A 23,640-nucleotide genomic window follows, 5' to 3' on the forward strand; every position below is an offset into this window, starting at 1 on the left:
AGTAGTTCTGGGGCAGGTGGTTATAGCAATAGAGGCTATATGCTAGTACCATCAAATACTCCGGATTACGATGGAGGCCATCGTCTATATGTCTTTGTAAAGGCAGGAGAAACGGTTTTTTGGGGATTTAGAGTTGTGTCGAGTTCAGTTTCAACCATTCGAGTGCGTTGGTTTTACGATCCTACCACGAGTGGCTTTTTTCCAACGGGAACGAATTCGTCTACACGGGTCCAAAGAAGTTCAACCGACTACAACGCCTCAGCGAGTGGTGGCGCGACTGGGCGTCCTCAGAATGCAAGTGCAGCCCTTAATGGGCCGTCCCAGATCACCGGAACCGGATACACCGCCCAATCCTTCACCAATAACACGGGCGCAGATAGGGCTTTTTGGGTGGAAATATCAAATGCCAACACAAGCAGCTCGCATATTTCGGGTGGATTCAATATCAATTTTTGGGACATCACTGTAGCGGCCGGCACTGCTGGTGGATTTGTGGAAAAGCCGGGAAGAGTATATAGCCGTTTTTGGAGTGTTGCAAACTCCAGAAGTGATCCTACACAAGGTTCTTCCACCTCACTTACTGTACAAAAAGGTGTGGCGGATAGCTACTCCTTTCACAATGATTTTGGATTTTACGTACCCGTTGACAATACCTTCACAGGTGCAAGCGATGACTATTTTGTGAAAAGGGTGCGTTTTGAGGGTTCAGGCGGATGGACGAACTTCTTCGCCAACATGGATGGGCCACGCAATGACTTAAGTTTTGAAGAGAACCGGAAGTCCAGGTCCGGTACATCCTCCAACTATCAATATCCATTGTTTATCAGTGATCCTGACCCTGATATTTGGAAAACCACTGCTCCTCCCACGGCAAGCTTGAATATCGAGTATCTTGCCAAAACGCCCCCAGAAATCGGAGGTGAGGCCAAAGTCAATGTAACGGTCAGTCTTCCCGCGATTGTGGATGTTTTGATTGATTTGAATGGAAATCTGACCTATGATGCCGGTACGGATATTCTGATTTCCGAGAAATATGAGACCCCTGGCACTTATCAGATCAACTGGAATGGGGAAGATGCCTCCGGAAATCCTACTCCACCAGACACCGAAGTAGAAGTAGTGGCGACCGTGGTATTTTTTCCAGTCCATTTCCCTATCCATGACTTGGAGCAAAGTCTCGGAATTACCGTTACCAACATCCGGCCGGGTGCTGTGGAAAACAACAATATTTTTTGGGATAACAGCCTGATCCCAAGGACCGGGATCACTCCGGGAGATAGTCCACGTTCAATTGCGGTAAACACCACGGGAGTACCAGGGCCGGACCATGTTTGGTGGGCGACGGGGGATAATGGCTTCGGTAATAACGTCACCATCAACACCTGGGCAGGATCGTACTTTACCGAAGTACGTGAAAACTTCAGGATTCTGCCTGTGCAGTGGTTGTATTTCCGTGGCAAATCAATTGAAAACCGGGTGCGTATTGAATGGGCTACTGCAAAAGAAAAGGACAATGCGGGCTTTGATATTATGAGGTCTAGGGATGCCAAAAACTGGGAAAAAATAGGAGAGGAAAAGGGCAAAGGAGACAGCGATGTGCCCGTTGCATATCAGTTTTGGGATACCCAGCCCATGGTAGGTCCCAATTACTACCGGCTTCGCCAGTTTGATTTTGATGGCAAAGAGGAATTCACTGCCGTCATCCGGGTAGACTTTATCCCAGATTGGGATATTTACATCTATCCCAATCCAGTACAACGGGAGCTTTTTATCCAATCTAAAGATATCGACGAAATGGAGGTTTCCCTTTTTGATCCAAATGGAAAAGCCACCTCATTTTTTCCCAAAGTGATGGATTCCGATAAGATGTCATTGGATATTTCGGCCTTGGACGCCGGAGTTTACATTATTCAAGTGAAAAAAGGAGAAAAGGTTTACTCCAAAAAAGTGATCAAATCGAATTGATCAGGATAAGCATTTTTTGCAAATCCGACGGATGTTCTCTGCCGGATTCCTTCAACACTTCGACCCGGCATTAGTGTTTTAATGATCGTTTTCTTCGACCCAAGTCCATTCCCGAAAAGCATGTCCTGCCAAGTCTCAATTTGACGTTTCCCAAATTTAAATGCTGAAACGGGCATGTTAACGCTTGGTTTGATTACATGACTGATCTTCATTTCCTCAATGATTTTCATGCGTTGATTGGTACCCCCATTTATTATCGGATCAAGCAGGTGGATTTTGACGGCAGGTTTGCGCTAAGCAAGGTCGTGGCGCTTCGCGTACCCCAATTGATCGAGACCAAGGGTACTTGGATCATCTACCCAAATCCTGTCCGAAACCTGCCTGTCCGACTGGAGTTGGTGGATGCGCAGGGTTATCAGGGTCATGAGATTTCGATCAGAATCATCCACCCTATGGGTGAGGCTGTCAGCAAAAGTGGAACCGATTTGGAAGCGCTTCAGACATGGATGAGCGGGGTATTCTTACGCGGACAGCGCGGTGTGTATGTCGTCGAGATTTCTTGGGGCAAATACAGGGAGTACCACAAGGTAATCGCGCAGGATTAGCAAAGGGGTAAGCTGACTTTTTCAAGAATATCTTGATTCGGAAGACTTTTTGTACATGGGATATCTAAAAAACCATTCAAATCAGGAGATATTTTTTGCATTTTTACGGAATAATATTTTAATTTATGCTAAATATTTTATATTAAATTTTGTAATCTGAATTTTGTACTTGATCACCCAATAATTGTTATGCGTAAAATATTGCCATTGATGGGAGTTGCCTTGCTCCTTTTTGCCTGTAATCCCGATGGAAATGTGCCTGTCCAGGATCCCACAGTTTTGATCAATAAGGAAGCCGAAGTATTGAGCAAGCGGCTCAGTCTTGAGGGGACCGGGGTCGTTGGAATCATTCCCTCAGCATTTATCAACGGTCGCATTTCCGAAGATGAGCTGCCTGCCGGAAAGATACCCATGATGGTTGTTTCTCAGGTAAGTCCGCCAAGTTATGAGGGAATCGAGTTGATGGCGACCCATGTCGACATTTCCGATAATTACGCTTTTGTAAGCTATAACGTCGCAGGTCCAAGGTTCCTTGGAGCGATTGAAATTTTTGATATTTCCGATCCGCTGCAACCGAAAATAACCAGCCAAGCGGTATTCAAACATGCAGACATCAACGCACTGGTATATCGTGATGGTGTCTTGTATGCCGCAGGGGCCTTTGACATCGATCAGGAACCGGGTGTGAAGACCGCTGCCCAATTGGTAAGGGTAAACGTCAGCAATGGCAACTTTACCTCGGATTTTTTGAAGTATGACATCGAGGGTTTTGCAGCCGTGGATGTGGACGTCAAGGATGGAAAGGTGGCAGTTGCTTCTGGAAGCAACGGGCTTATCGGAATTTTTGACCAAAAGGGCCAAATGACGGATAAATTCCCGCTGGGCGACCTTCGGTCCCTGAAGTTTGGGGACAAGGTCATTGCGGCACTTAGCGGCACTGAGGGTATCAAAATCTTGGATGCGCAGAGTTTAAAGGAATTGAGTTCGATAAAAACAGGTGTAGACGCAGCCGAGTCAAAACGGACATTGGATATGGCAATGGGAATGATCTTCGCTTCTGAGGGTTCCAAGGGAGTAGGCGTTTACGGCGGTGAGACGGGAGAAATGTTGCAAAGGCTATCCATCCCACTTAATCCGAACGGAGTTCAGGATGAGGACATTGTGACCAATGCGGTTTCATTCGACAACGGTAGGATATTCATGGCCAACGGTGGTGCAGGAGTATCTGTATCGGAAGTATCAGGGTCTGACATCATTGAGGAACTTGGAATCCTTGGGATTTCGGGCTCTTCAAATTTCATCAAAGCCTATAAGGGTTTTATTTTTGTGGCCTCCGGACGCAAAGGACTTCAGATTCTTAGCCTAGCGGTAAAGGATGAACAAGTAATCGATCCGGGAATTGACTGTACGGGATTGTCGGCTTATACTGGAAACGCAAACCTGAACGTGAATTCAAATGAAGAGCTTGGCTATGCCGGGGCGGCCGCACTGAAGAACGTCAATGTGGGTGGAAAATTGACCTATTGTGGTTCCCTTACAATCGAAAATAGCCTCAACATTAATTCTGGTGGTCTGTTTCAAATTAACGGTGCATTCGTGTTTGGCCAATACAACCGCAACAATACCCTGAGTATCAATAGCAATGCAACGCTAAAGATCTCTGGAGAGGTTGTCATATACGGTGATCTCAATCTCAACTCCGGCGCCACGCTCGAATTTGTGGGTCAAAACGACAAGATCACGATTTTTGGACGGGTAAATAAGGGCTCAGGTGTGACAATCAAAGGAGATTTTGAAGATACAGAAGGGAAATTAAAGTAGAGAGATCTGCTAAACGAACACCCCTTTCCAAAAGGCTCTCATATTGAGGGCCTTTTTTTATTCATTTTATTGAAGTAAAATATCTCTGTATAGCATTTAAGAGCATTAAATAATATTTGAAATACATTTTAAATGATGTAAAAGTAAAATAATCCATGAAAAATTTTGAGATTTGAAAAACATAATTGTATATTTGAAATGCAATTAAATATCTATCTCGAAATGAAAGCTCTTTTTAACCTCCTACTCCTTATCTCTATTGTGTCTTTTTCCCAAAAGGCATGGTCGCAAGTGACGTACACAACTTCGTCTTCTTGTACAGCAACACCCTCAAATTTTCTCTCAACGGCATCATGTTGGGTTAGAACTGGTTCCTGTTCACCAATGCCTGGTACTACTCCACCAGCAAGTAGTTCGGGTTGTTCGATAACTGTTATTATCAACAGGTCAATCACCATCAATACGCTAACCGTTGGTAGAAACATCACTTACCGTGTTGTTTCAGGGGGAAGTTTAACAATTCTTGGGGATTTGACCCAAACTGCTGAGATCAATACAACTATTGTTGTCGATGGTGGCGAATTGAATGTGCAAGGAAATTTGCTTCTCCCTGCTGGAAGGTCAAGTGCCAAAACAACCATGAACGTTGACATCCGGAATGGGGGTAGCTTCGAGGTAACTGGCGTAACCGATGCTTTTGGCACAATCACGGGTGGAAAATTGGATGTGAGAAACGATGCGACACTTAACCTGACTGGAGACGCAGATTCGCAGAGTTCTCTGCTTGTAAAATCATTCGAGTTTGGCCAAAGATCAACCATCAATATTGCGGATGGCGGTGGGTTAATCGTAGAGGGCCTAACGGACTATACAGGAAACAATTCTTCAATCAACGTAAATGGATTTTTCAGGACCGGTGGGGTACTAATCAGGGGTGGTGCCGGAAATCAGCTGAATACTTTTGGGAATGCTGAGGTCGTAATCGACAACGATCTAGATGTACGTGGAAATTCAGAGATTACCTTCGGCGGTAACAGTTTGGTGGATATCGGCGGTGATGTCAGAGTTGAAGGGGGCTCTGTTGTAACCGCAACCAATACCGCTCAAATCTTTGTTTGCGGTAGCTATCCAGATCCGAGCGATTCAAAAAGTGGTGCCGTGGAATTGATCGATGGACAGTTTAATTCTAGCTGCCGCATCCTCCCTGTCGACTTCGCTGGATTTGACGCCAAGTTCGACGGCCAAACCAATACAGTCAATCTTACCTGGTCAACTGCCAAAGAATGGAACAACAGCCATTTTGAAATCGAAAGGTCTATCGGTGGCGTTGCGGATTTCAAAAAAATCGGAGAAGTAGCCGGCAAAGGCTGGTCCGATGACCTCTCCAACTATACCCATGTAGACAATACCCTGCCAAACGGCAAGGCGATCGCCTACTACAGAATCAGGCAGGTGGATTTTGATGGCAAGTCTTCCATCAGCAAAGTCATCTCTATACAGACACAGGTGGTCAACGAGGCAAAAAGCGCCTGGCAGGCCTGTCCAAACCCGGTCAGGGACAATCAAATCAACATCAAATTGCTCGATTACAGCGCTTTCTCCGGTGAAAAGATCCAAGCCAGAATCGTGCATGCCAATATGATGCTCGCATCACAGGAACTTGGTTCTGTCGAGGAACTCAATGCCTTCCTGCAACAGCAGATTTCAAGAGTCCCCAAAGGCGTATTCGTCATCGAAATCAAATGGGCTGACAAAATCGAGCACCTCAAAATGCTCAAAGCCCAATAAGACATTCTCTTCAATCACTTTTTTCATTCATGGTTTTTTGGCCCCCTATTGGGGGCTTTTTTCATAAAAACGTTTTGGTGTCTTCGGCGATATGCCTGTTGGTTTATTTCTAAGCTGGCCAAGTGGCAAAACATTGAACCTAACCCAACATCAATTAATCGATTTCATCTAAATCATCATTCATTTTAATACTATACAGGGCGGTCGGGTTATTGTGATAAAAAACAAATTTATATATTTGTACGCTGAAAAAATGACTATGAATAAAGTGAATATATTTTCGAGAGTAGTATTGTCAATGTTTTTGGGGTTTGCAATCACCGAACAAGTTCGATCTCAGTGTGTCCCTATCGAAACGATCAACACAACAGGACCTGGGACATATGTGGTTCCGGCGGGAGTAACTACCATAACCGTAGAAGTATGGGGTGCGGGAGGAAGGGGTGGAACGCGCACAAACAATGGTAGAGGCGGCGGCGGCGGTGGCGGGGCATATTCCCGAAGTACTTTTTTTGTCACGCCTGGGCAGTCTTTTTCATATAATGTTGGTGTCGGCAGCAGTAATCCTTCTCCAGGTGGGGATACTTGGTTTGTCAATAATGCCACCCTTATGGCAAAGGGTGGATCATCGGCTGGGAATAACAATAATAATGGCGCGGCAGGAGGGCTAGCATCAGAAGGGTTTGGCGATATTAGATTCAGCGGCGGAAATGGCGCAAACCAATCGGGATCTGGTTCAGGAGGTGGTGGATCCTCCGCAGGTAGCGAGGCAAACGGTACAAACGGAGCGGTAGTGACTGGGGGAGTTGCTCCTACAGGTGGTGGTAATGGAGGCGCCGGTACAAATACTGTAAACACGAATGGCTCCCCCGGGTTCTCTCCAGGCGGCGGTGGCGGAGGCGCTGTGCGTACAAGTGGCACAAGAACGGGCGGAACTGGCGGAAATGGCCAAATCATCATCTCAGCATGTCCCTGTTTTACAATTTTGGACGACGGTGCTGTTTCTGGTGTGAATATCATCCAGTTCAATGCAGATTGTGATTGGGAAGCACCTGAAGGCTTGCTGGAATTTGATGTTTTGGCTGTCGCGGGCGGCGGCGGCGGAGGTTTCGGAAATGGCGGCGGCGGCGGCGGTGGCGGCATCGTGCCCGCCAATGTAAATATTGAACTTAAAGATCCTCAGGGCCTTCCGGCGGGTACCACCTTTAGTATCAATGTCGGTCGGGGAGGAAATGGGTCCGACGATGAAGAAGACCAAGGAGAAGATGGGGAAGATTCGAGTTTTGATTTGGGAGGCTTTTATCAGGTTGTTGCCGGCGGCGGTGGCGGTGGTGGATCCCAAGATGAGGGTGAAGGCCGAGATGGAAGAAACTCCTCTGTCTTGAGTGGATCAAGTGGCCTTACCTCTGTATTCTTGAGAGGTGGAAGCGGTGGCGGAGGTGCGGATGATGAAGACGGCGGCAATGGCGTGAACGCTGGTGGCAATGGAGGGGATTCTGATGAAGATGAGTCCGGCGGTGGCGGCGGTGGAGCTGGCGGTAACGGACAGGATTCAGATGAAAGTGATGGAGGAAATGGAGGGATAGGCCTGCGGTTCTCTGATTTTGATATTGACCTCGATCGATTCTTTGGTGCTGGCGGTGGCGGCGGCGGAGAGGATAGCGGCGGCAATGGCGGTAGCAGCGGTAGCGGTGGTGCAGGAGGTGAAGATGATGAAGCCGGTCAAAACGGACTATCACCAGGAACTGGCGGAGGTGGTGGAGCCGACGATGCGAGGGGCGGGAATGGTGCCCGTGGCATCGTTTACGTAGTGTATCTAAATGCGCGGATACTTCCGGTGGAATATTTATTCTTTGATGTGAACTACGATACAAAATCCAATACTTCGAAACTCGCTTGGGCCACATCAAAAGAGTGGGAAAACCAAGGATTCGAAATCCAAAGGTCTGTAGCCAATGTCGAGAATTTTGAGACCATAGGGGAGGTGGCTGGAAAAGGCTGGTCAGACACGGAGTCTAGGTATGAGTTTGAGGATAAAACCCTTCCGCTCACTTCAGGAATGGTATACTACCGATTGAAGCAAGTGGACTTTGACGGAACATTCGCCTACAGCAAGGTTATCTCTGTAAAGACAGCAGGAATAAAATCAACCACTGGAGTTTGGAGAGCCTATCCAAATCCGACGACAGGCGAACGCCTCCGGGTTAGCCTGTTGGATGCATCCCAATATGACAATGAAGAGATCAGATTTAGATTGCTGCACCCAACTTCCCTTTCCAAGGCAGAAACGGTCAATTCCGAAGAGGAAATGAACCTTGCCTTACAAGACTTACTCGTCGCGATGCCCAAGGGCGTATTTGTAATCGAAATTCAATGGGGGCAAAAAGTGGAGCATATCAAAGTATTGAAAACGAATTAGCAGTGTAAAAGCTCGATATTTAGCAGTAAGTCTCTTTTACCAGCCCCCATTTTGGGGGCTTTTTATTTTGAAACAGTTTTTTTGTATTTCAATTACAATATTGTACTTTTGAAATACAGTATAGCCCTTGTAAGCACTTTTTCAAAATGAGAGAAGTTTTTAAGATATCGTGTTTTTTGCTACTGATTTTTGGAGTCGGGGTGGAGGGAAATGCCCAAACTTATACGTTTGATTTGGCGAGGCCGAATTGTAATGGTGCATGGTTGGACGGTGATTGTTGGAATAGGCAGAATAACATCGATGTCCCAGCAGGATGTTTTTCCAGTCCAGCTGATATTCCAACTCTTTCCGGCGGTACAGGAACATGTCAGAGGTTCGTGGTAGTCACGGGAAATGTGACTCTTCTGGGGAATGTAACTCTTGGAGGTCCATTAAATGAGATTGAAGTTCGAGATGGCGCCACTTTGACAATTACTGGAAACGTTGTGATTCAGGCAAACCAAAACATAACGTTGGAAACGATAAACGGTGGCAACATCAATATTCTGGGAACATCTGGAATAGCGCTAAGTGCAGGCGCTTCAACTGTCTTGAATATCAATGGCGACAACACTGGAGGTGTTACTACTCCAACAATGAATTTGGCAAATGATGCAACGATTCAAGTGAATGATGGAGGGCGATTGAATATTAGTGGAAATCTGGTTCAAACAAGTCAAACCACTGGAAATTTAAATATCTATGGAGGTGAGCTGAATGTGGGAGGAAATTATCTGGTGGACCAAGGAAGTAACTCGGGGACGAAAACTATTGCAAATATTGATATAAATGATGGTGGCACTTTCAATGTGACCGGCCTATTGGATATACGAAATGACACAAGAATCTTTGTTTCGGGAGACAATACAGGAACTCTTGAGGTTGGTTCAATCGAATTGGGTCAGAGAGCAATAATTGATGTGCTAGAGGGGGGGAGATTGGTTTCAAATGGTGAGACTGAATATGCTGGAAATAATTCAGAAATCAATGTTTGGGGCTATTTCAACACGCAATCATTGACGGTCAGTGGTGGATCTGGAAAACAGCTAAATGTCAACGGTAGCGGTAACGTGCTGGTAGAGGGTGACGTTTCCATCGCAGGTACAGCTCAAATCACTTTCGGAGGGAATAGTAATGTTTACATCGAAGGTGATGTAATTATTAGTGGAAGCGGTGATAGATTGATTATCGAAGAAAACGCTAAAGTCGCAGTCTGTGGAGCAAATACCCAAACAGATCCGCCACCTGGTACCGTGAATAAGAACAATCTAAACGAATGTCCCGATCCAAATGACTGTGCAACTGGAGGGTACTATGTCGATTGCCGCATCCTCCCCGTCGACTACACCCACTTCGAAGTAGTCCAATCTCCAAATAGGGCAAGCACTTTACTGAAGTGGACAACCGCCAAGGAGGAAAACAATGCATACTTTGAGGTTGAGCGCTCTTTGGCGGGTATTCAGCAGTTCAAAGTCATCGGGCAAGTACCGGGCATGGGTTGGACGGATGCACCAAGTGCGTATTCCTTTGAGGACAATTCGCTGCCGCTTGCAGGGGGGGACGTATATTACCGCTTGAGACAGGTGGATTTTGATGGCAAGTATTCCTTGTCAAAGGTGCTCAAGCTGCGCGTCCAAGGGGTGAATTCCACCCGGGGCATTTGGCGGGTACACCCCAACCCCGTCGCAGGAGAATCACCAAAGTTGAGCTTGGTGGAGGCCTCAGCCTATACCGATGGTCCCATCCAGATCAGATTGATACATGTGAGTTCGGTGATGCAAAAAGCGGAATTGCAGAGCATCGATCAACTCAATGAATCCTTTCCTCAATTGTTTTCGAAAATGCCAAATGGACTTATCCTTTTGGAAATCAGTTGGGGTAACCAAGTCGAGCAGATCAAAATCATGAAAAAATAGGCTCCCGCCAATCCGATAACACAAAGGCCCCGCGTGGGCCTTTATCTTTTCTCCTCATACCAGGTTTTGTGGACGATTTTCCACTGTCCCTCGATTTTCATCAAAGTCAGGTAATCAAAATAGTAGATGCCCGGCCACCAGAGTTCGGCTTTGACTAATGCTGTATATCCTTTGATTTCAATGGATTGGATTTGGTTTTTGAATTGGCTTCGGTCTCTTTTTTCTCCTTTGGCGGTATTGGCAGCCCAGTCCTTGAACGCAGTCACGGTCAAGGTCTCGCCCCGATAGCCGATAAGCCTTGCTTCGCTAAAGAACGCTTGTTGGAGTTTTTCCACATCACGATCCATCATCCCATTGAAATAAGCTTGGATGGTGGCGGTGATGGCTGTTTTCTCCTCCGCCTCGGTTTGCGCATAGGTGGGGACGAAAAATGCCCAAAAAGCGAGAATTGTCAGTAGTGTTTTCATTTTTCGGGAAAGAAAAAAGTCCCGAGGAAATTCCCCGGGACCCTTGTTTTTTAATTGTTGGGAAAACCAATTCCCATATTGTACCAGCCAAAGGAGAAAGTGTCGGCGATTTCCTCGATTTGTTTCGAGGTAGGTTTGCCCGCACCGTGCCCCGCATTGGTTTCGATTCGGATCAACACGGGATTTTCGCCTTGGTGCATTTCCTGCAGTGTTGCTGCAAACTTGAACGAATGCGCAGGCACCACCCTGTCGTCGTGGTCAGCAGTCGTGACCAACGTAGCGGGATAGGAAGTTCCTGCTTTCAGGCTGTGCAAAGGCGAATAAGCCTTGAGGTAGCGGTACATTTCTTCGCTTTCGTCGGCCGTACCGTAGTCATAAGCCCAACCTGCGCCTGCGGTGAATTGGTGGTAGCGCAACATGTCCAACACGCCGACAGCAGGGAAAGCGACTTTGGCCAAGTCAGGTCTTTGTGACATCACCGCACCTACCAAAAGACCGCCATTGCTACCCCCTCTGAGGGCCAAGAAATCGGATGAAGTATAGCCTTCTTTGATGAGGTATTCGCCCGCCGCGATAAAGTCGTCAAACACGTTTTGCTTGTTCATTTTTGTTCCGGCCAAATGCCAGTTTTCACCGTATTCACCACCTCCACGCAGGTTCGGAACGGCATACACGCCTCCATTTTCCAACCACACGGTATTGGCAATGCTGAAGGAAGGTGTCAAGCTGACGCTGAATCCCCCGTAACCATACAGGATCGTGGGGTTTTTGCCGTTGAGCTCCAAGCCTTTCTTGTGTGTGATGATCATTGGGATTTTGGTCCCGTCCTTCGACGTGTAAAACACCTGTTTGCTTTCGTATTGGCTTGGGTCAAATTGGACTTTGGGACTATTGTACAACTCACTCTTTCCTGTGGCAATATCATATTTGTAAATCGAGCCCGGTGTGATGTAGGAGGTGAAGGTGTAATAAAGCGCCGTTTCTTCTTTTTTTGCATTGAATCCGCCTGCGGTTCCTACGCCCGGAAGTTCGACAGTCCTTTCCAAAGTACCCGCATAGTCAAACTGCTTCACCTCGGTTATAGCGTCCTTCAGGTAGGAGGCGAAAATCTTACCACCGCCAGAGGAGATGCTCAAAACATTCTCCGTTTCCGGAATCAAGTCTACCCATTGGTCTTTGTTGGAAGAATCCAATGTCATCTTGACCAAGCGGTAGTTGGGGGATTTGTAATTGGTATGGATGAAAAACACACCGTCCTGATGGTCTTCGATGCTATGATTGTTGTCCATATCGGAGACGATTTGGACGATTGGAGCGTTGGGTTTCGTCAGGTCTTGCAGATACAATTCATTGCCGGTGGTGCTGTTGGCGGCACTGATGACGAGGAATTTCCCATCTTCGGTCACCCCAGCGCCCACATACCTGCGGGGATTCTTGTCGTCTCCAAAGATCAGCTTGTCCTCGCTTTGCGGTGTACCCAATTTGTGGTAGTACAATTTGTGGTTGTTGGTCAGGGCAGAAAGCTTCGAGCCGTCAGGCTTGTCGTAGGTGCTGTAGTAGAAACCATCTTTTCCATTCCATGCGATGCCGGTAAACTTGGCATCGACGATTTTGTCCGCGAGCAGTTCCTTTGTGCCCGTTTGCATGACATAGATATCCCTCCAGTCGGACCCAGCTACGGATACCGCGTAGGCAAACAACTCTCCGTCCTTGGTAAATGCAGTGCCTGCGAGCGATGTGGTGCCGTCCTCGGAAAGTTTGTTGGGATCGAGGAACAATTCCTCGGCTTGATCGCCGATTTTCTTCCGATACAGGATAGACTGGTTTTGCAGCCCGTCGTTTTTGTAGTAATACTGGTATTCCCCGTAGGTAGTCGGAGCGGAGATTTTTTCATAGTTCCAGACTTCCTCCAGCCGTTTGCGGACTGCTTCGCGGAACGGAATCTGTGCCAAATAGCCGAAGGTCACTTCGTTTTGGGCGGTAACCCAAGCTTTGGTTTCTTCGGAATAATCATCCTCCAGCCATCTGTACGGGTCGGGGACATTTTCGCCCCAATAGGTATCGATATGGTCGGATTTTTTGGTTTCGGGATAAGTCACTTTGATTTGTGGAAATTGGTTTTGTGGTTGGCAGCCTGCCAAAATACCGATGGCAAGGCCCATTGTTAAAATTCTCTTTGGGTTCATGAAGAGGTTGGGTTAGAAGGGATTTTTGAATAGGTAATGCTTTAACAAAAAAAGGATGCCGGCGTCGGCACCCTTTTGGATTTTCTTTTCTCAAATTTCATCAAATCCAAGATATGGGATCAAAACCTCAGGCATCTTGATACCACTTTCGGTTTGGTTGTTTTCCAAGATCGCGGCCACAATCCTTGGCAAGGCAAGTGCGGAACCGTTCAAAGTATGCGCCAATTGGGTCTTTTTGTCCGCATTTCTGTATCGCAGTTTCAGGCGGTTGGCTTGGTAGGATTCAAAATTGCTCACGGAACTCACTTCCAGCCATCTTTCTTGTGCAGCAGAAAACACTTCCATGTCATACGTCAATGCGGAAGTGAAGCCCATATCCCCGCCACAAAGCCTAAGTACCCTGTATGGAAGTTCGAGCTTTTGCAGAAGACCCTGTACGTAAAGACTCATCTCTTCGAGGGCTTGGTAAGACACCTCAGGATGGGAAATATGTACGATCTCCACTTTGTCAAATTGGTGGAGCCGATTGAGACCACGAACGTGTGCACCCCAACTTCCTGCCTCCCGTCTGAAACAAGGGGTATAACCCACGTTTTTGATCGGAAAATCGGATTCGTTCAATATGACGTCTCTGTAGATATTGGTGATGGGTACCTCTGCCGTTGGAATGAGGAACAATCTGTCCACCGTCGCCTCATACATTTGGCCTTCCTTATCGGGAAGTTGCCCTGTTCCGTAGCCGGAATCTTCATTGACCAAAATCGGCGGTTGGATTTCGGTGTATCCGGCCTTTAGGGCTTCGTCCAGAAAGAAATTGATCAAAGCCCGCTGCAAACGAGCGCCTTTGCCTTTATACACGGGGAAACCAGCTCCCGTTATCTTTACCCCAAGCTCAAAATCGATGATGTCAAGCTTTTTGATCAATTCCCAATGGGGAAGTTTCCCTTCCGGAAGGGTTGGTATCGTACCATTCTGCAAAACAATCTCATTGTCCTCGGCAGATTTCCCAAAAGGAACAGAAACGTGGGGGACATTGGGAACGGTGTACAGCAACTGCTTTAGGGATTCCTCGATTTGGGCAAAGGATTCCTCCAAGGTTTTGATTTGTTCCTTGATTTCCGTTGTTCTTGCCTTGATTTGCTCGACCTCTGCAGTCTTGCCTTCCTTCATCAGCATACCAATTTGCTTGGAAATGGCGTTGGACTCAGCCTGAAGGGTATCGCGTTGGTTTTGGGTGTCTTTGCGGCTTTGGTCCAGTTCAAGGACTTTTGCCAAAATCGACTCGGCGTTGGGAAGATTTCGCTTTTTCAGTCCAGTAAGGACAGTATCGTAATTCTCCCGAATGGTATTGACAAGTAACATGGTGTTTTTGACAGGAAATAATTGGCTGCAAAGATAAGGATGTTGGCAAAATCCCTTTGCCAGCGGAGCGATATTATCGGGGTTATTGGATGAGGATGCTCTTTTGGACGCTCGAGAAAGGCCCGTCAAATACTTTTCCGTCTTGCTTTCGGAGCTCGAGTTGGATAAGGTGTTCTCCTTTCGGCAAATTGGAAATGGATAGTGGCACCATGTCACTCATCTCAAATTCCTGCGAACCTAATTTCACCACCACTTTCAGTTGGTCCATCAGCATATCCCCACCAACTACCAAAAAATCGACAATTACATCTTCTCCTTCTGCATACGCTTGGTTGTTTCGGGGAAGATTCAACGCGATATAGGGTTCTGCGGAATAGGGAAAGGGTCTGGAATTTCCCACCATAAAGTCACGATCCACATAATTGCCAAACTCTTTCAGGCAAAGCCCCTGCGAATCTACCAAATAAGCAACGGTACGATAGGTTCCTTCTTTGAATTCCAGTTGGAAAATTGGGGAATGGTGCCCTACCGGGTCGGCACCGTTGGTAATAAGAAACAACTGTGGATGGCTTGGTTCCTCGCCAAAGGGATAATTCTTGATATTGAACTCAAATGGGATTCTACCCGGGCTGAAAGTTTGGTTGCTCAGCGGTGCGTACATTTCGATAATGGCGTCGGGGAATTCATTGGATTCTTCCATCATGGAAAAACCGATCGATGAATTGGCCACCGCCAGAGAATCCTCTGCCGTACCGGATACAACGATTTCATCTTTAGCCGTTTGCGTCCCACAACCTGCCATAAGGAGCAAACATCCGCAATAACACCAGAACAGGCTTTTTTTCATATCCATACCGCCAGACCACTAATTTTTTTAAATTTGGATAATTATATCCAGATACAAAAATCAAAAATCAGTTGATGAAAGAGATTTTATTCGATGAAATCCCCTCTTTGGACTTGGCGGACTTCACTTCCGGCAGTCCAGAAAAGAAGGCGGCCTTTGTAAGGAAATTGGGCGAAGCGTACAACAACATCGGTTTCGTGGCCATCAAGAATCATGGCCTCGGCCAAGAGCTTCAAGACAAGTTATACGCCAGCATCAAGAAGTTTTTTGCGCTTCCCGACGAAGTAAAGGCAAAATACGAGCGACCTACGATTGGTTTCCAAAGGGGTTATACCGGAAAAGGCAAAGAGCATGCAAAAGGTAGGAATACAGGCGACCTGAAGGAGTTTTACCACGTAGGACAGGAACTTTCCACAGTTCCCGATTCCGATCCAGTCAAGGAAGAATACCCCGCCAATGTGTGGCCTGAGGAAGTGCCGGAATTCAAAGATATCGCCAACGAGGCTTATAGAACCCTAGAAAATGCGGGGAGAAATATGCTGAAGGCCATTGCGCTGTATCTGGGGTTGGATGAAAACTATTTTGAAGACAAAGTAGCCTACGGCAATTCGATCCTGCGGGAGATCCATTATTTCCCTATCGAAAATCCGGATGCGGTTCCTGCGGATGCGGTCCGCGCTGCCGAACACGGCGACATCAACCTCATCACCCTACTGATGGGAGCGAGTGCGGATGGACTGCAGGTTTTGAGAAAAGACGGAAAATGGATCCCCATCACTGCACTTCCGGATCAACTCGTGGTCAATGTGGGCGATATGCTGGAGCGATTGACCAATAAGAAACTCAAGTCAACCATCCACCGCGTCGTAAACCCGCCGCGTGAATTGATGCACACGAGCAGGTATTCGATTCCTTTTTTCATGCATCCACGGTCTGAAATGGACCTTACCTGCCTCGATTCCTGTGTCGATGAGCAAAACCCCAAGCAGTTTGAAGACGCGACGGCGGGGGAATTTTTGGAAGAGCGTTTGAGGGAATTGGGTTTAAGGAAATAGCAGGTGTCGGTCCGGAAAGTCAGATATTACCTCTACCTCAAGGACGTACTCTTGCTTTCCCTGACGAGTTTTGGTGGCCCGCAAGCCTTTCTCGCCATGGTACTGGAAACCATGGTGAGAAAGCGGGGCTATATCCGCGAACAGGAGCTTTGGGAACTCAACGCCTTATGCCAAATCCTTCCAGGCCCGACTTCCACCCAAACGATTTCCGCAATTGGCTATCGGATTGGTGGGGCCAACTTGGCATATCTCTCCCTTTTTGTTTGGATTTTGCCCGCAACGCTCATCATGATCGGGGCGGCTTTTTTGATTGATTTCCTACAAATGAATACCCCAGGCGCGCTGACGTTTTCGAAGTTCATCCAGCCCATGGCAATAGGGTTTATCATCTTTGCTGCCCAAAAGACAATATTCAAGATGGTGAAGACAACCGAGGCATCTGTGCTGATGATGTTTTCGGTGTTCATTTCATTTTTTTACAATTCGCCTTTCATTTTCCCCTTGTTGCTGGTGGTAGGTGGAGTTACTACTTCATTGAAATATCGTAATCTTCCCAAGGAATCCGCAGACAAAAAGCTGGTGATCAAGTGGGCGAATTTTTACTTGTGGGCCGGAATATTGCTTGTCGCGGCGGTATTGGGTGCCGTTAGCCAATTCCGCGGGGTGATTTTGTTTGAGAACTTCTACCGCAACGGCAGCTTGATATTTGGGGGAGGTCAGGTCTTGATTCCCTATTTGTACACGGAATTTGTCGAGTTCAAAAAGTTTCTGAGTTCACAGGAATTTCTCACGGGCTATGCATTATCCCAAGGGATTCCGGGTCCGACATTCAGCATTGCTTCTTATATAGGCGCGCTTTCGATGCGGGAGGATGGGTTTGTGGGCATGTTGACGGGTGGGCTTGTAGCAGCTGCGGGTATATTTCTCCCGGGGACATTCCTGATATTTTTTGTGATTCGGTTTTGGGATCAGGTGAAAAAGCACCGACCCGTCAAGGCTGCCTTGGAGGGAATCAATGCGGTCAGCTGCGGGATGTTGGTAGCGGCGGCATTTTTGCTTTTTGAGCCATTGGATGCCAATCTTTTCAATATCGCGGCGATCCTGGGCACTTACGTTCTCCTGCGATACGGCAAACTCTCCTCTCCATTGATCATCGGGATAGGGATCTTCGCCGGGGTAATCTACCAATGGGTGGTAATGGGTGTTTTTCAGTAGGGGTCAGCTGTGGCATTTGCTTGGCCGCAGGACAAAAAAAAGCCCCTGCTTTTGACAAGGGCTTCTCCTAGAATTCATCCTTTCGGTTTATTGTCTTTCCAAGACCACTTTTTCTTTGAATTTCTTGATTTGTCTTCTCAGTGCTTCCACGGCTTCATCCGCTGCGGCTTCGAAAGAGTCGCTCTGCTGTTTTGCAAAAAGTGTTTTTCCAGGAACGTTCATTTTTATTTCTATAATCTTGTTTTCGTTCTTTTCATTTTTATCCAATCTCATAAAAACCTCACCGTCAATGATGCGATCATAAAACGTATCAAGTTTATCCGCCTTTTTTTGGATAAAGGAGATCAACTTCTGATCTGCATCGAAGTGGATGGAGTGCATTTGCAGTTTCATAACATTAATGGTTTTAAGTTGAACAATTATTAAGCTTTAGGATGTGCCTGTTCAAACACAGCCTTGAGTTTTTCCATGGAATTGTGTGTGTACACCTGGGTGGCGGCGAGATTGGCATGGCCCAAGAGGTCCTTTACAGCATTGAGGTCGGCCCCTTTGTTGAGTAGGTGAGTAGCAAATGTATGTCTCAACAGGTGGGGGCTTCTTTTGGTAGTCTGAGCAAAAAGATCCAAATACTGCCTCACGATTCGGTAAATCTTCATAGGATATGCCTGCTCTTTGTCTTTGGTAACGATAAAATAGTCATTTTCGTCGGTAATCGAAAACGTTTCATGGAATACTTTTCGATACGAAATAATATTCAGTTTTAGGCTCTTGGAAATGGGAATTACCCTTTCTTTTTTCCTTTTCCCAAAAACTTTTACTGCGTCTTGGTGCAGGTCAATATCCCTCCACTTGAGTTCGATCAGTTCCGATAGTCGGACACCGGTCAGGTACAGAAACTCCATCACCATGCGGTCCCGCTGCCCATCAAAATCTGCGGGGTAGTGCATCTCTTCGAGGATCTTGCCGATGGCATCTTCTTGGACAAATTCGGGAAGCCTTTTAGGCGTCTTCAGGGAGCGGATCTTGTAGGTCGGGTCTTGGGTGATTTCTCCCGAGCGCATCAGGAATTTGTAAAAGGAACGGAGCGTGGCGATCTTCCGGTTGACGGAACTGGGATTCAGACCCTGCTCGACCAAGTCGATCACCCAAGCCCGAATCGCAGCATGGTCGGCTTTTGTGATGTCTTCCTGCTCAAATGAAAGCTTGCTGAACTCCTCGAACTGCTCCAAATCCTTGCGGTAGGCAATGATGGTGTGCCGGCTTGTCCGCTTTTCAAACTCGAGGTGGTTGATAAATGATTCGACCATATGTGCATTTAGTCAGTATGAATTTATTCCAAAGTGTTTGAATTTCCGATTAATTCCAGCTGAAATCTGATTAGGCCGTTTGTCGACCATGTTCACAGCATACTTGTCCGATTTCAATTGGCGTAGAAAACGAGTCATTCCTTTTGGGCTAAGCAAAGAAAAGAGAGTTTGGAGTTTTCTTTGAAAAATCAAATGCCTGAATATCAATATTTTACGGAAATAAAAAGAAAAAAATAGTCTCGAAAGGTTTGTAGTTGTATAGAAAAGCAATTAGATTAGGTTTGAAATTAAAAATAACAGCGCAGCATTTTTGATTTTTATGGTGGCCTTTGGCCAACCTTTAAATTATTTCTAAAATAAAAAAAAGATGTAATTATGAAAAAGCTAATGTTTGTTTTCGTCATGTCTTTTTTAACTATTTCCTTTGGAGATTTGACTGCGTAAGATGCCTCATTACCTGGAGATGATCCTGGGCTAATGCAGGCGGCACTCCAGCAGGTGAAGAACAGTTCCGGAGAGGTTATTGGGACGCAATGTGTCCATTGTGATTCTACAGGAACGTGTTGGGTGCTGCGTTACAATTAGGAATAGTGTCAAAGAGGGTAGCTGTCAGCTGGGCCGTCTCAAATGACTAACCTACCCTTCTCATTAACAAAGTGCCAAGACAAGCCAATTTGAGAATCAAGTTATCTTTTTCCCTTCGACCGCTAAATAACCAAATGATAAAGCAATACATCAAAATGGGCAAATACCTCTGGTCCTACCTATTCCTTGTAATCTTAATACCTTGTTGTGTAGGCCCTGAGGATGGTTTCGAACGATTCAACTTTTCGGTAGAAAAAACGATGTCGTTCGAAACTGAGATTTATTCGATTGACGATGTGGAGTTTGGTGCTTTCCACGACTCTCTCGTTTATGGACTCGATATGGTGAGGTCGGTAGTGCACAAATTCGATACAAAGGGAAAGCTTTTGGCACACAACCGATTCCAAGATGGGATCAACGAAATTGATCTCCTTGTGCTTGGAGGAGTGTATCCAATCAACAAGGATTCTATTTTTGTCATAGAGTCTGGGTACGACAATCTCCTGCTATTGGGGGGAGATTTGAAGATTAAAGAGTCTTGGAATATCAGGAAGGTGACAGGGTCCAATATTGGAATAGGAGGATCTAACACCCAAATAGTGAATTTTGAATATATCCTAAACGAGCCACACATTACCTTGGTAGCATCCGACCGAAATTTCAGGACGAGTGAAAAGGCATTTTTTGAGAATTCATTTCTTGCCGTGAAAGTAAACCTGAATACCGGAGAGTTTAAACCCTTGTTTAGATATCCCATTGAAAGTCCTTATCGCGAGCATTTGTTTTGGGACTCCGAATCACCGTACATCCTTTATTTTGAAAGCCGATATTTTGTCACTTTCCCAATGGATCCCAATATCTACATATTCAGGGAAGGTACCGAGGATTACGAGGTGATCCGTTATTCCGGAAAATTGAACAAGTCTGGGGGAAGGGGCGTGGCATTTGGCATGCACCAGCGTGAATTTCTGGACAATCACTACCTCGAAGTATTTCACAATCAGAACGATTATTATTTGATATCAAATAGTCTGATGCAAAAGGCTGGTCACAAGTACTTTGTAAGGGTTGCCAGAAGGGCTATTAATGACAAAAACTTTGATTACAAAGACCTGAATACATTTATGATCAAGCACCCCGGACAGGAGTATATCATTCAGATTATAGATTTGGAAAAAGGAGAAAAGGGGAAAATCAGGGAATATAAACTGCCGAAAGCCTACAAAAATTTCCTTTTTATTGACAAGGATGGTAAAATTTATTTCTCAAGAAAAAATGATAAAAGCGAAGGATATTTTGTTGATGTTGTTAGCTGGAATGGCGATATTCTTGAATAGTGGGTGTAATTACTCCGATTTTCAGATGTTTTCAGATAGACTTGGTATAGCTGAATCAAGTTTTAATCTTGTGGCCACCACAAATCTTGACTGTGATAGCTGTATTGATAGGATAATTTTTAACCCAAGAAGTCCGGGTAAGTACTATGGTTTGATTTATTCACCCACCAAGCAAAAATCTTTATCAGATTTCTCCTACGCGAAAGAAACAAGGGAATGGATTACCTGGCAAATAATTGATGACGGAGAGTTGCTTGTTAGCCTCCTGGATTTCTCCCTCGACCGACAAACTCCATTATTATTTGAGATCGAAAACGGGAAATTGAAACAAGTCCAGTCTATTAAGTAGTATCATAATAAAAGCATGCTTTCCGAACATTCATTTGCCCGTAAGTCCAAGTAAATTTTGATCTGATTTGAATCAAACAAAAACGCATCTACCTCTCGATAGATGCGTCTCTAAAATTTATGCGAAGTAAGGGATTACTTCATTTCTGCCTCTTGCATTTTTTGTCTGTAGGCAGCCCTGATGACTTCTTCTCTTCTTCTGACAGAAGGCTTCACGAAATGTTGTCTCGCGCGAAGTTCTCTTACGGCACCAGTTTTATCAAATTTCTTTTTGAAACGCTTCAGCGCCTTCTCGATTGATTCGTTTTCTTTTACGTTGACAATGATCATGTATATACACCTCCTTTCAGGGCAGCAAAGGTAGAATTATTTTTTGACTACCCAAAAATCATTCAGAAAAACTTCAGACAGGTTCCGATAGAAAAAAGAAAGCCCAAACCGTTTGGCTTGGGCTTATATTTCCATCGTATGGAATTATTATTCAATCACGCGCTCAGCGAGCAAGACGATCTTGTTATCTTTTACTTCCACAACTCCTCCTTCTACCACGTGGCTTTTTTTCCCTTCTTTGGTCGTATAGGATACGTTCCCTTTGCCCAAAGCGGAGACCAAGGCTGCGTGGTTTTTCAGCACTTGGAAGGAACCGTTTGCTCCAGGAAATGTAGCCTCGGTTACTTCCCCTTCAAATACTTTCTGGTCGGGTGTGACGATAGTCAGATTTATCATTTCGTTTTAGGTTTGTAGGCCCGAGTGGGCCTTCGCACTGTTTATTTTACTTCGGCGAGCATTTTTTCACCTTTGGCAATCGCATCTTCGATGGTTCCCACCAAGTTGAAAGCAGCCTCAGGCAAGTGGTCCAACTCACCATCCATGATCATGTTGAAGCCGCGGATGGTGTCTTTGATATCGACCAACACACCTTTCAAGCCTGTAAAGGCCTCTGCCACGTGGAAAGGCTGGGAAAGGAATCTCTGTACCCTTCTTGCTCTTGAAACCACAAGCTTGTCATCTTCAGAGAGTTCTTCCATACCCAAGATGGCAATGATGTCCTGAAGCTCTTTGTAGCGCTGCAGGATTTCCTTTACGCGCTGTGCGCAGTTGTAGTGTTCGTCACCCAAGATAGCCGGGCTCAAAATCCTAGAAGTTGAGTCCAAAGGATCCACAGCAGGATAGATACCCAACTCGGCAATTTTACGGGACAATACGGTCGTCGCATCCAAGTGGGCGAAAGTCGTAGCTGGCGCAGGGTCAGTCAAGTCATCCGCAGGAACGTAAACCGCTTGTACGGAGGTAATGGAACCGTTTTTGGTAGAAGTGATACGTTCTTGCATGGAACCCATCTCGGTAGCCAAAGTTGGCTGGTAACCTACCGCAGAAGGCATCCTTCCCAAAAGCGCGGATACTTCGGAGCCAGCTTGGGTGAATCTGAAGATATTGTCAATGAAGAAAAGGATGTCTCGTCCAGCACCTTCACCATCACCATCCCTGTAATATTCTGCAAGTGTCAAACCTGTCAAAGCAACCCTGGCACGGGCACCAGGAGGCTCATTCATCTGTCCGAAAACAAATGTCGCCTTGGATTCTTCCAGGGATTTCAAGTCAACTTTTGAAAGATCCCAACCTCCCTCTGTTTCTAAAGAATGGAGGAATTCCTCACCGTAGGTAACGATCCCTGATTCGATCATTTCGCGAAGGAGGTCATTTCCCTCACGGGTTCTTTCCCCCACTCCCGCGAAAACGGATAGACCGGAATATGCTTTTGCAATATTGTTGATCAACTCTTGGATCAAAACGGTCTTGCCTACACCGGCACCACCGAAGAGACCGATTTTACCACCTTTTGCATAGGGTTCGATCAAGTCAATTACCTTGATCCCTGTAAACAATACCTCTGTGGCAGTGGAAAGATCCTCAAACTTTGGGGAGGAACGGTGGATCGGAAGCCTTTTGGCAGAAACTACCTCCGGAAGTCCGTCGATAGCCGAGCCAACGACGTTGAAAAGTCTTCCTTTGATCGCATCGCCAGTCGGAACTGAGATCGGTGCACCTAAGTCAGTCACGACCTGACCTCTCACCATACCTTCGGTTGCGTCCATCGCAATCGTCCTGACTCTGTCTTCACCAAGGTGCTGCTGTACCTCCAAAATCACCTCTAGACCATCTTCTTTGGTGATCTTAAGTGCATCAAGGATATTGGGCAATTTTCCACCTTCGAAGGAAACGTCCACAACGGGGCCGATTACCTGCGTGATCTTTCCAATGTTTGCCATTTTTGAATATTATATTGTAAAAAGGATTGTTGCTTTAAAATTTGTCGCAAAATTAATTATAAATGCCGAATACCAAAGGATGTTTGGATTTTTAATCTGGTCTTGAAG

19 protein-coding genes are annotated in these 23,640 nt (G+C 46.0%); 9 read left to right on the plus strand and 10 right to left on the minus strand.

Annotation, left to right across the window (positions count from 1 at the left end):
* The first annotated feature begins 39 nt into the window (after positions 1–39).
* From L0U89_RS01345 to L0U89_RS01355, 3 genes are all read left to right on the plus strand, one after another.
* Complete coding sequence (locus L0U89_RS01345) at positions 40–1,965, plus strand: T9SS type A sorting domain-containing protein (RefSeq protein ID WP_234859868.1); 1,926 nt, start codon at positions 40–42, stop codon at positions 1,963–1,965.
* Between the two features lie 197 nt (positions 1,966–2,162).
* Positions 2,163–2,570: a hypothetical protein gene (locus tag L0U89_RS01350; protein WP_234859869.1), complete on the plus strand. Its 408-nt coding sequence runs from the start codon at positions 2,163–2,165 to the stop codon at positions 2,568–2,570.
* A 189-nt stretch (positions 2,571–2,759) separates the two neighbouring features.
* A complete protein-coding gene (locus tag L0U89_RS01355; protein ID WP_234859870.1) occupies positions 2,760–4,391 on the plus strand; it encodes a hypothetical protein in 1,632 nt (543 codons plus the stop codon).
* A gap of 212 nt (positions 4,392–4,603) precedes the next feature.
* On the opposite strand, the gene L0U89_RS01360 is transcribed toward L0U89_RS01355, so the two are convergent.
* The gene (locus L0U89_RS01360) at positions 4,604–4,876 is read right to left on the minus strand and encodes a hypothetical protein (protein ID WP_234859871.1); all 273 of its coding nucleotides are present in this window, start codon (positions 4,874–4,876) and stop codon (positions 4,604–4,606) included.
* A 46-nt stretch (positions 4,877–4,922) separates the two neighbouring features.
* Here L0U89_RS01360 and L0U89_RS01365 point away from each other — a divergent pair, with 46 nt between their 5' ends.
* The 3 genes from L0U89_RS01365 to L0U89_RS01375 all read left to right on the plus strand — a co-directional run bounded on the left by L0U89_RS01365 (position 4,923) and on the right by L0U89_RS01375 (position 10,553).
* Complete coding sequence (locus L0U89_RS01365; RefSeq protein ID WP_234859872.1) at positions 4,923–6,179, plus strand: fibronectin type III domain-containing protein; 1,257 nt, start codon at positions 4,923–4,925, stop codon at positions 6,177–6,179.
* Positions 6,180–6,438: 259 nt separating this feature from the next.
* Positions 6,439–8,598 (plus strand): glycine-rich domain-containing protein, encoded by a 2,160-nt coding sequence (locus L0U89_RS01370; protein ID WP_234860128.1) that lies wholly within the window; start codon positions 6,439–6,441, stop codon positions 8,596–8,598.
* Between the two features lie 512 nt (positions 8,599–9,110).
* Positions 9,111–10,553: a hypothetical protein gene (locus L0U89_RS01375; protein ID WP_234859873.1), complete on the plus strand. Its 1,443-nt coding sequence runs from the start codon at positions 9,111–9,113 to the stop codon at positions 10,551–10,553.
* A gap of 41 nt (positions 10,554–10,594) precedes the next feature.
* Here the strand turns inward: L0U89_RS01375 and L0U89_RS01380 are convergent, their stop codons facing one another.
* From L0U89_RS01380 to L0U89_RS01395, 4 genes are all read right to left on the minus strand, one after another.
* Positions 10,595–11,020 carry a nuclear transport factor 2 family protein gene (locus tag L0U89_RS01380; RefSeq protein ID WP_234859874.1) on the minus strand — a complete coding sequence of 142 codons (426 nt, stop codon included), beginning with the start codon at positions 11,018–11,020 and terminating at the stop codon, positions 10,595–10,597.
* Positions 11,021–11,070: 50 nt separating this feature from the next.
* The gene (locus L0U89_RS01385; protein WP_234859875.1) at positions 11,071–13,206 is read right to left on the minus strand and encodes a prolyl oligopeptidase family serine peptidase; all 2,136 of its coding nucleotides are present in this window, start codon (positions 13,204–13,206) and stop codon (positions 11,071–11,073) included.
* 90 nt (positions 13,207–13,296) lie between these two features.
* Positions 13,297–14,568 (minus strand): serine--tRNA ligase, encoded by a 1,272-nt coding sequence (serS, locus tag L0U89_RS01390; protein WP_234859876.1) that lies wholly within the window; start codon positions 14,566–14,568, stop codon positions 13,297–13,299.
* 82 nt (positions 14,569–14,650) lie between these two features.
* A complete protein-coding gene (locus L0U89_RS01395; protein ID WP_234859877.1) occupies positions 14,651–15,421 on the minus strand; it encodes a DUF3244 domain-containing protein in 771 nt (256 codons plus the stop codon).
* Between the two features lie 68 nt (positions 15,422–15,489).
* Here L0U89_RS01395 and L0U89_RS01400 point away from each other — a divergent pair, with 68 nt between their 5' ends.
* Positions 15,490–16,470 (plus strand): isopenicillin N synthase family dioxygenase, encoded by a 981-nt coding sequence (locus L0U89_RS01400; protein ID WP_234859878.1) that lies wholly within the window; start codon positions 15,490–15,492, stop codon positions 16,468–16,470.
* 3 nt (positions 16,471–16,473) lie between these two features.
* On the plus strand, positions 16,474–17,685 hold the full coding sequence (gene chrA, locus L0U89_RS01405; RefSeq protein WP_234859879.1) for a chromate efflux transporter: 1,212 nt from the start codon (positions 16,474–16,476) through the stop codon (positions 17,683–17,685).
* A gap of 87 nt (positions 17,686–17,772) precedes the next feature.
* Here chrA and hpf read toward each other — a convergent pair whose 3' ends face one another.
* Positions 17,773–18,078, minus strand: coding sequence for a ribosome hibernation-promoting factor, HPF/YfiA family (gene hpf, locus L0U89_RS01410; protein ID WP_234859880.1), 306 nt, complete (start codon positions 18,076–18,078; stop codon positions 17,773–17,775).
* Positions 18,079–18,107: 29 nt separating this feature from the next.
* A complete protein-coding gene (locus tag L0U89_RS01415) occupies positions 18,108–18,992 on the minus strand; it encodes a tyrosine-type recombinase/integrase (protein ID WP_234859881.1) in 885 nt (294 codons plus the stop codon).
* Between the two features lie 845 nt (positions 18,993–19,837).
* Between L0U89_RS01415 and L0U89_RS01420 the strand changes: the two genes are divergently transcribed.
* Positions 19,838–20,914 carry a hypothetical protein gene (locus L0U89_RS01420; RefSeq protein WP_234859882.1) on the plus strand — a complete coding sequence of 359 codons (1,077 nt, stop codon included), beginning with the start codon at positions 19,838–19,840 and terminating at the stop codon, positions 20,912–20,914.
* Between the two features lie 483 nt (positions 20,915–21,397).
* On the opposite strand, the gene rpsU is transcribed toward L0U89_RS01420, so the two are convergent.
* From rpsU to atpD, 3 genes are all read right to left on the minus strand, one after another.
* The gene (gene rpsU / locus L0U89_RS01425; RefSeq protein WP_234859883.1) at positions 21,398–21,592 is read right to left on the minus strand and encodes a 30S ribosomal protein S21; all 195 of its coding nucleotides are present in this window, start codon (positions 21,590–21,592) and stop codon (positions 21,398–21,400) included.
* A 147-nt stretch (positions 21,593–21,739) separates the two neighbouring features.
* A complete protein-coding gene (gene atpC / locus L0U89_RS01430) occupies positions 21,740–21,988 on the minus strand; it encodes an ATP synthase F1 subunit epsilon (RefSeq protein ID WP_008632125.1) in 249 nt (82 codons plus the stop codon).
* 41 nt (positions 21,989–22,029) lie between these two features.
* A complete protein-coding gene (atpD, locus tag L0U89_RS01435; RefSeq protein ID WP_040481773.1) occupies positions 22,030–23,532 on the minus strand; it encodes a F0F1 ATP synthase subunit beta in 1,503 nt (500 codons plus the stop codon).
* Positions 23,533–23,640: the final 108 nt, after the last annotated feature.

This window comes from Mariniradius sediminis (genome assembly GCF_021491425.1).
In the GTDB taxonomy this organism is placed as follows: domain Bacteria; phylum Bacteroidota; class Bacteroidia; order Cytophagales; family Cyclobacteriaceae; genus Mariniradius; species Mariniradius saccharolyticus.

Bases quoted from the DNA above. Each gene is read 5' to 3' on its own strand.
- L0U89_RS01360 (WP_234859871.1), bottom strand. From the start codon at position 4,876: ATGTTTCTACCAACGGTTAGCGTATTGATGGTGATTGACCTGTTGATA.
- serS (WP_234859876.1), bottom strand. From the start codon at position 14,568: ATGTTACTTGTCAATACCATTCGGGAGAATTACGATACTGTCCTTACT.
- L0U89_RS01370 (WP_234860128.1), top strand. From the start codon at position 6,439: ATGAATAAAGTGAATATATTTTCGAGAGTAGTATTGTCAATGTTTTTG.
- L0U89_RS01345 (WP_234859868.1), top strand. From the start codon at position 40: ATGCTAGTACCATCAAATACTCCGGATTACGATGGAGGCCATCGTCTA.
- L0U89_RS01420 (WP_234859882.1), top strand. From the start codon at position 19,838: ATGTCGTTCGAAACTGAGATTTATTCGATTGACGATGTGGAGTTTGGT.
- L0U89_RS01400 (WP_234859878.1), top strand. From the start codon at position 15,490: ATGAAAGAGATTTTATTCGATGAAATCCCCTCTTTGGACTTGGCGGAC.
- L0U89_RS01385 (WP_234859875.1), bottom strand. From the start codon at position 13,206: ATGAACCCAAAGAGAATTTTAACAATGGGCCTTGCCATCGGTATTTTG.
- L0U89_RS01395 (WP_234859877.1), bottom strand. From the start codon at position 15,421: ATGGATATGAAAAAAAGCCTGTTCTGGTGTTATTGCGGATGTTTGCTC.
- rpsU (WP_234859883.1), bottom strand. From the start codon at position 21,592: ATGATCATTGTCAACGTAAAAGAAAACGAATCAATCGAGAAGGCGCTG.
- L0U89_RS01355 (WP_234859870.1), top strand. From the start codon at position 2,760: ATGCGTAAAATATTGCCATTGATGGGAGTTGCCTTGCTCCTTTTTGCC.
- L0U89_RS01415 (WP_234859881.1), bottom strand. From the start codon at position 18,992: ATGGTCGAATCATTTATCAACCACCTCGAGTTTGAAAAGCGGACAAGC.
- atpC (WP_008632125.1), bottom strand. From the start codon at position 21,988: ATGATAAATCTGACTATCGTCACACCCGACCAGAAAGTATTTGAAGGG.
- hpf (WP_234859880.1), bottom strand. From the start codon at position 18,078: ATGAAACTGCAAATGCACTCCATCCACTTCGATGCAGATCAGAAGTTG.
- atpD (WP_040481773.1), bottom strand. From the start codon at position 23,532: ATGGCAAACATTGGAAAGATCACGCAGGTAATCGGCCCCGTTGTGGAC.
- L0U89_RS01380 (WP_234859874.1), bottom strand. From the start codon at position 11,020: ATGAAAACACTACTGACAATTCTCGCTTTTTGGGCATTTTTCGTCCCC.
- L0U89_RS01350 (WP_234859869.1), top strand. From the start codon at position 2,163: ATGACTGATCTTCATTTCCTCAATGATTTTCATGCGTTGATTGGTACC.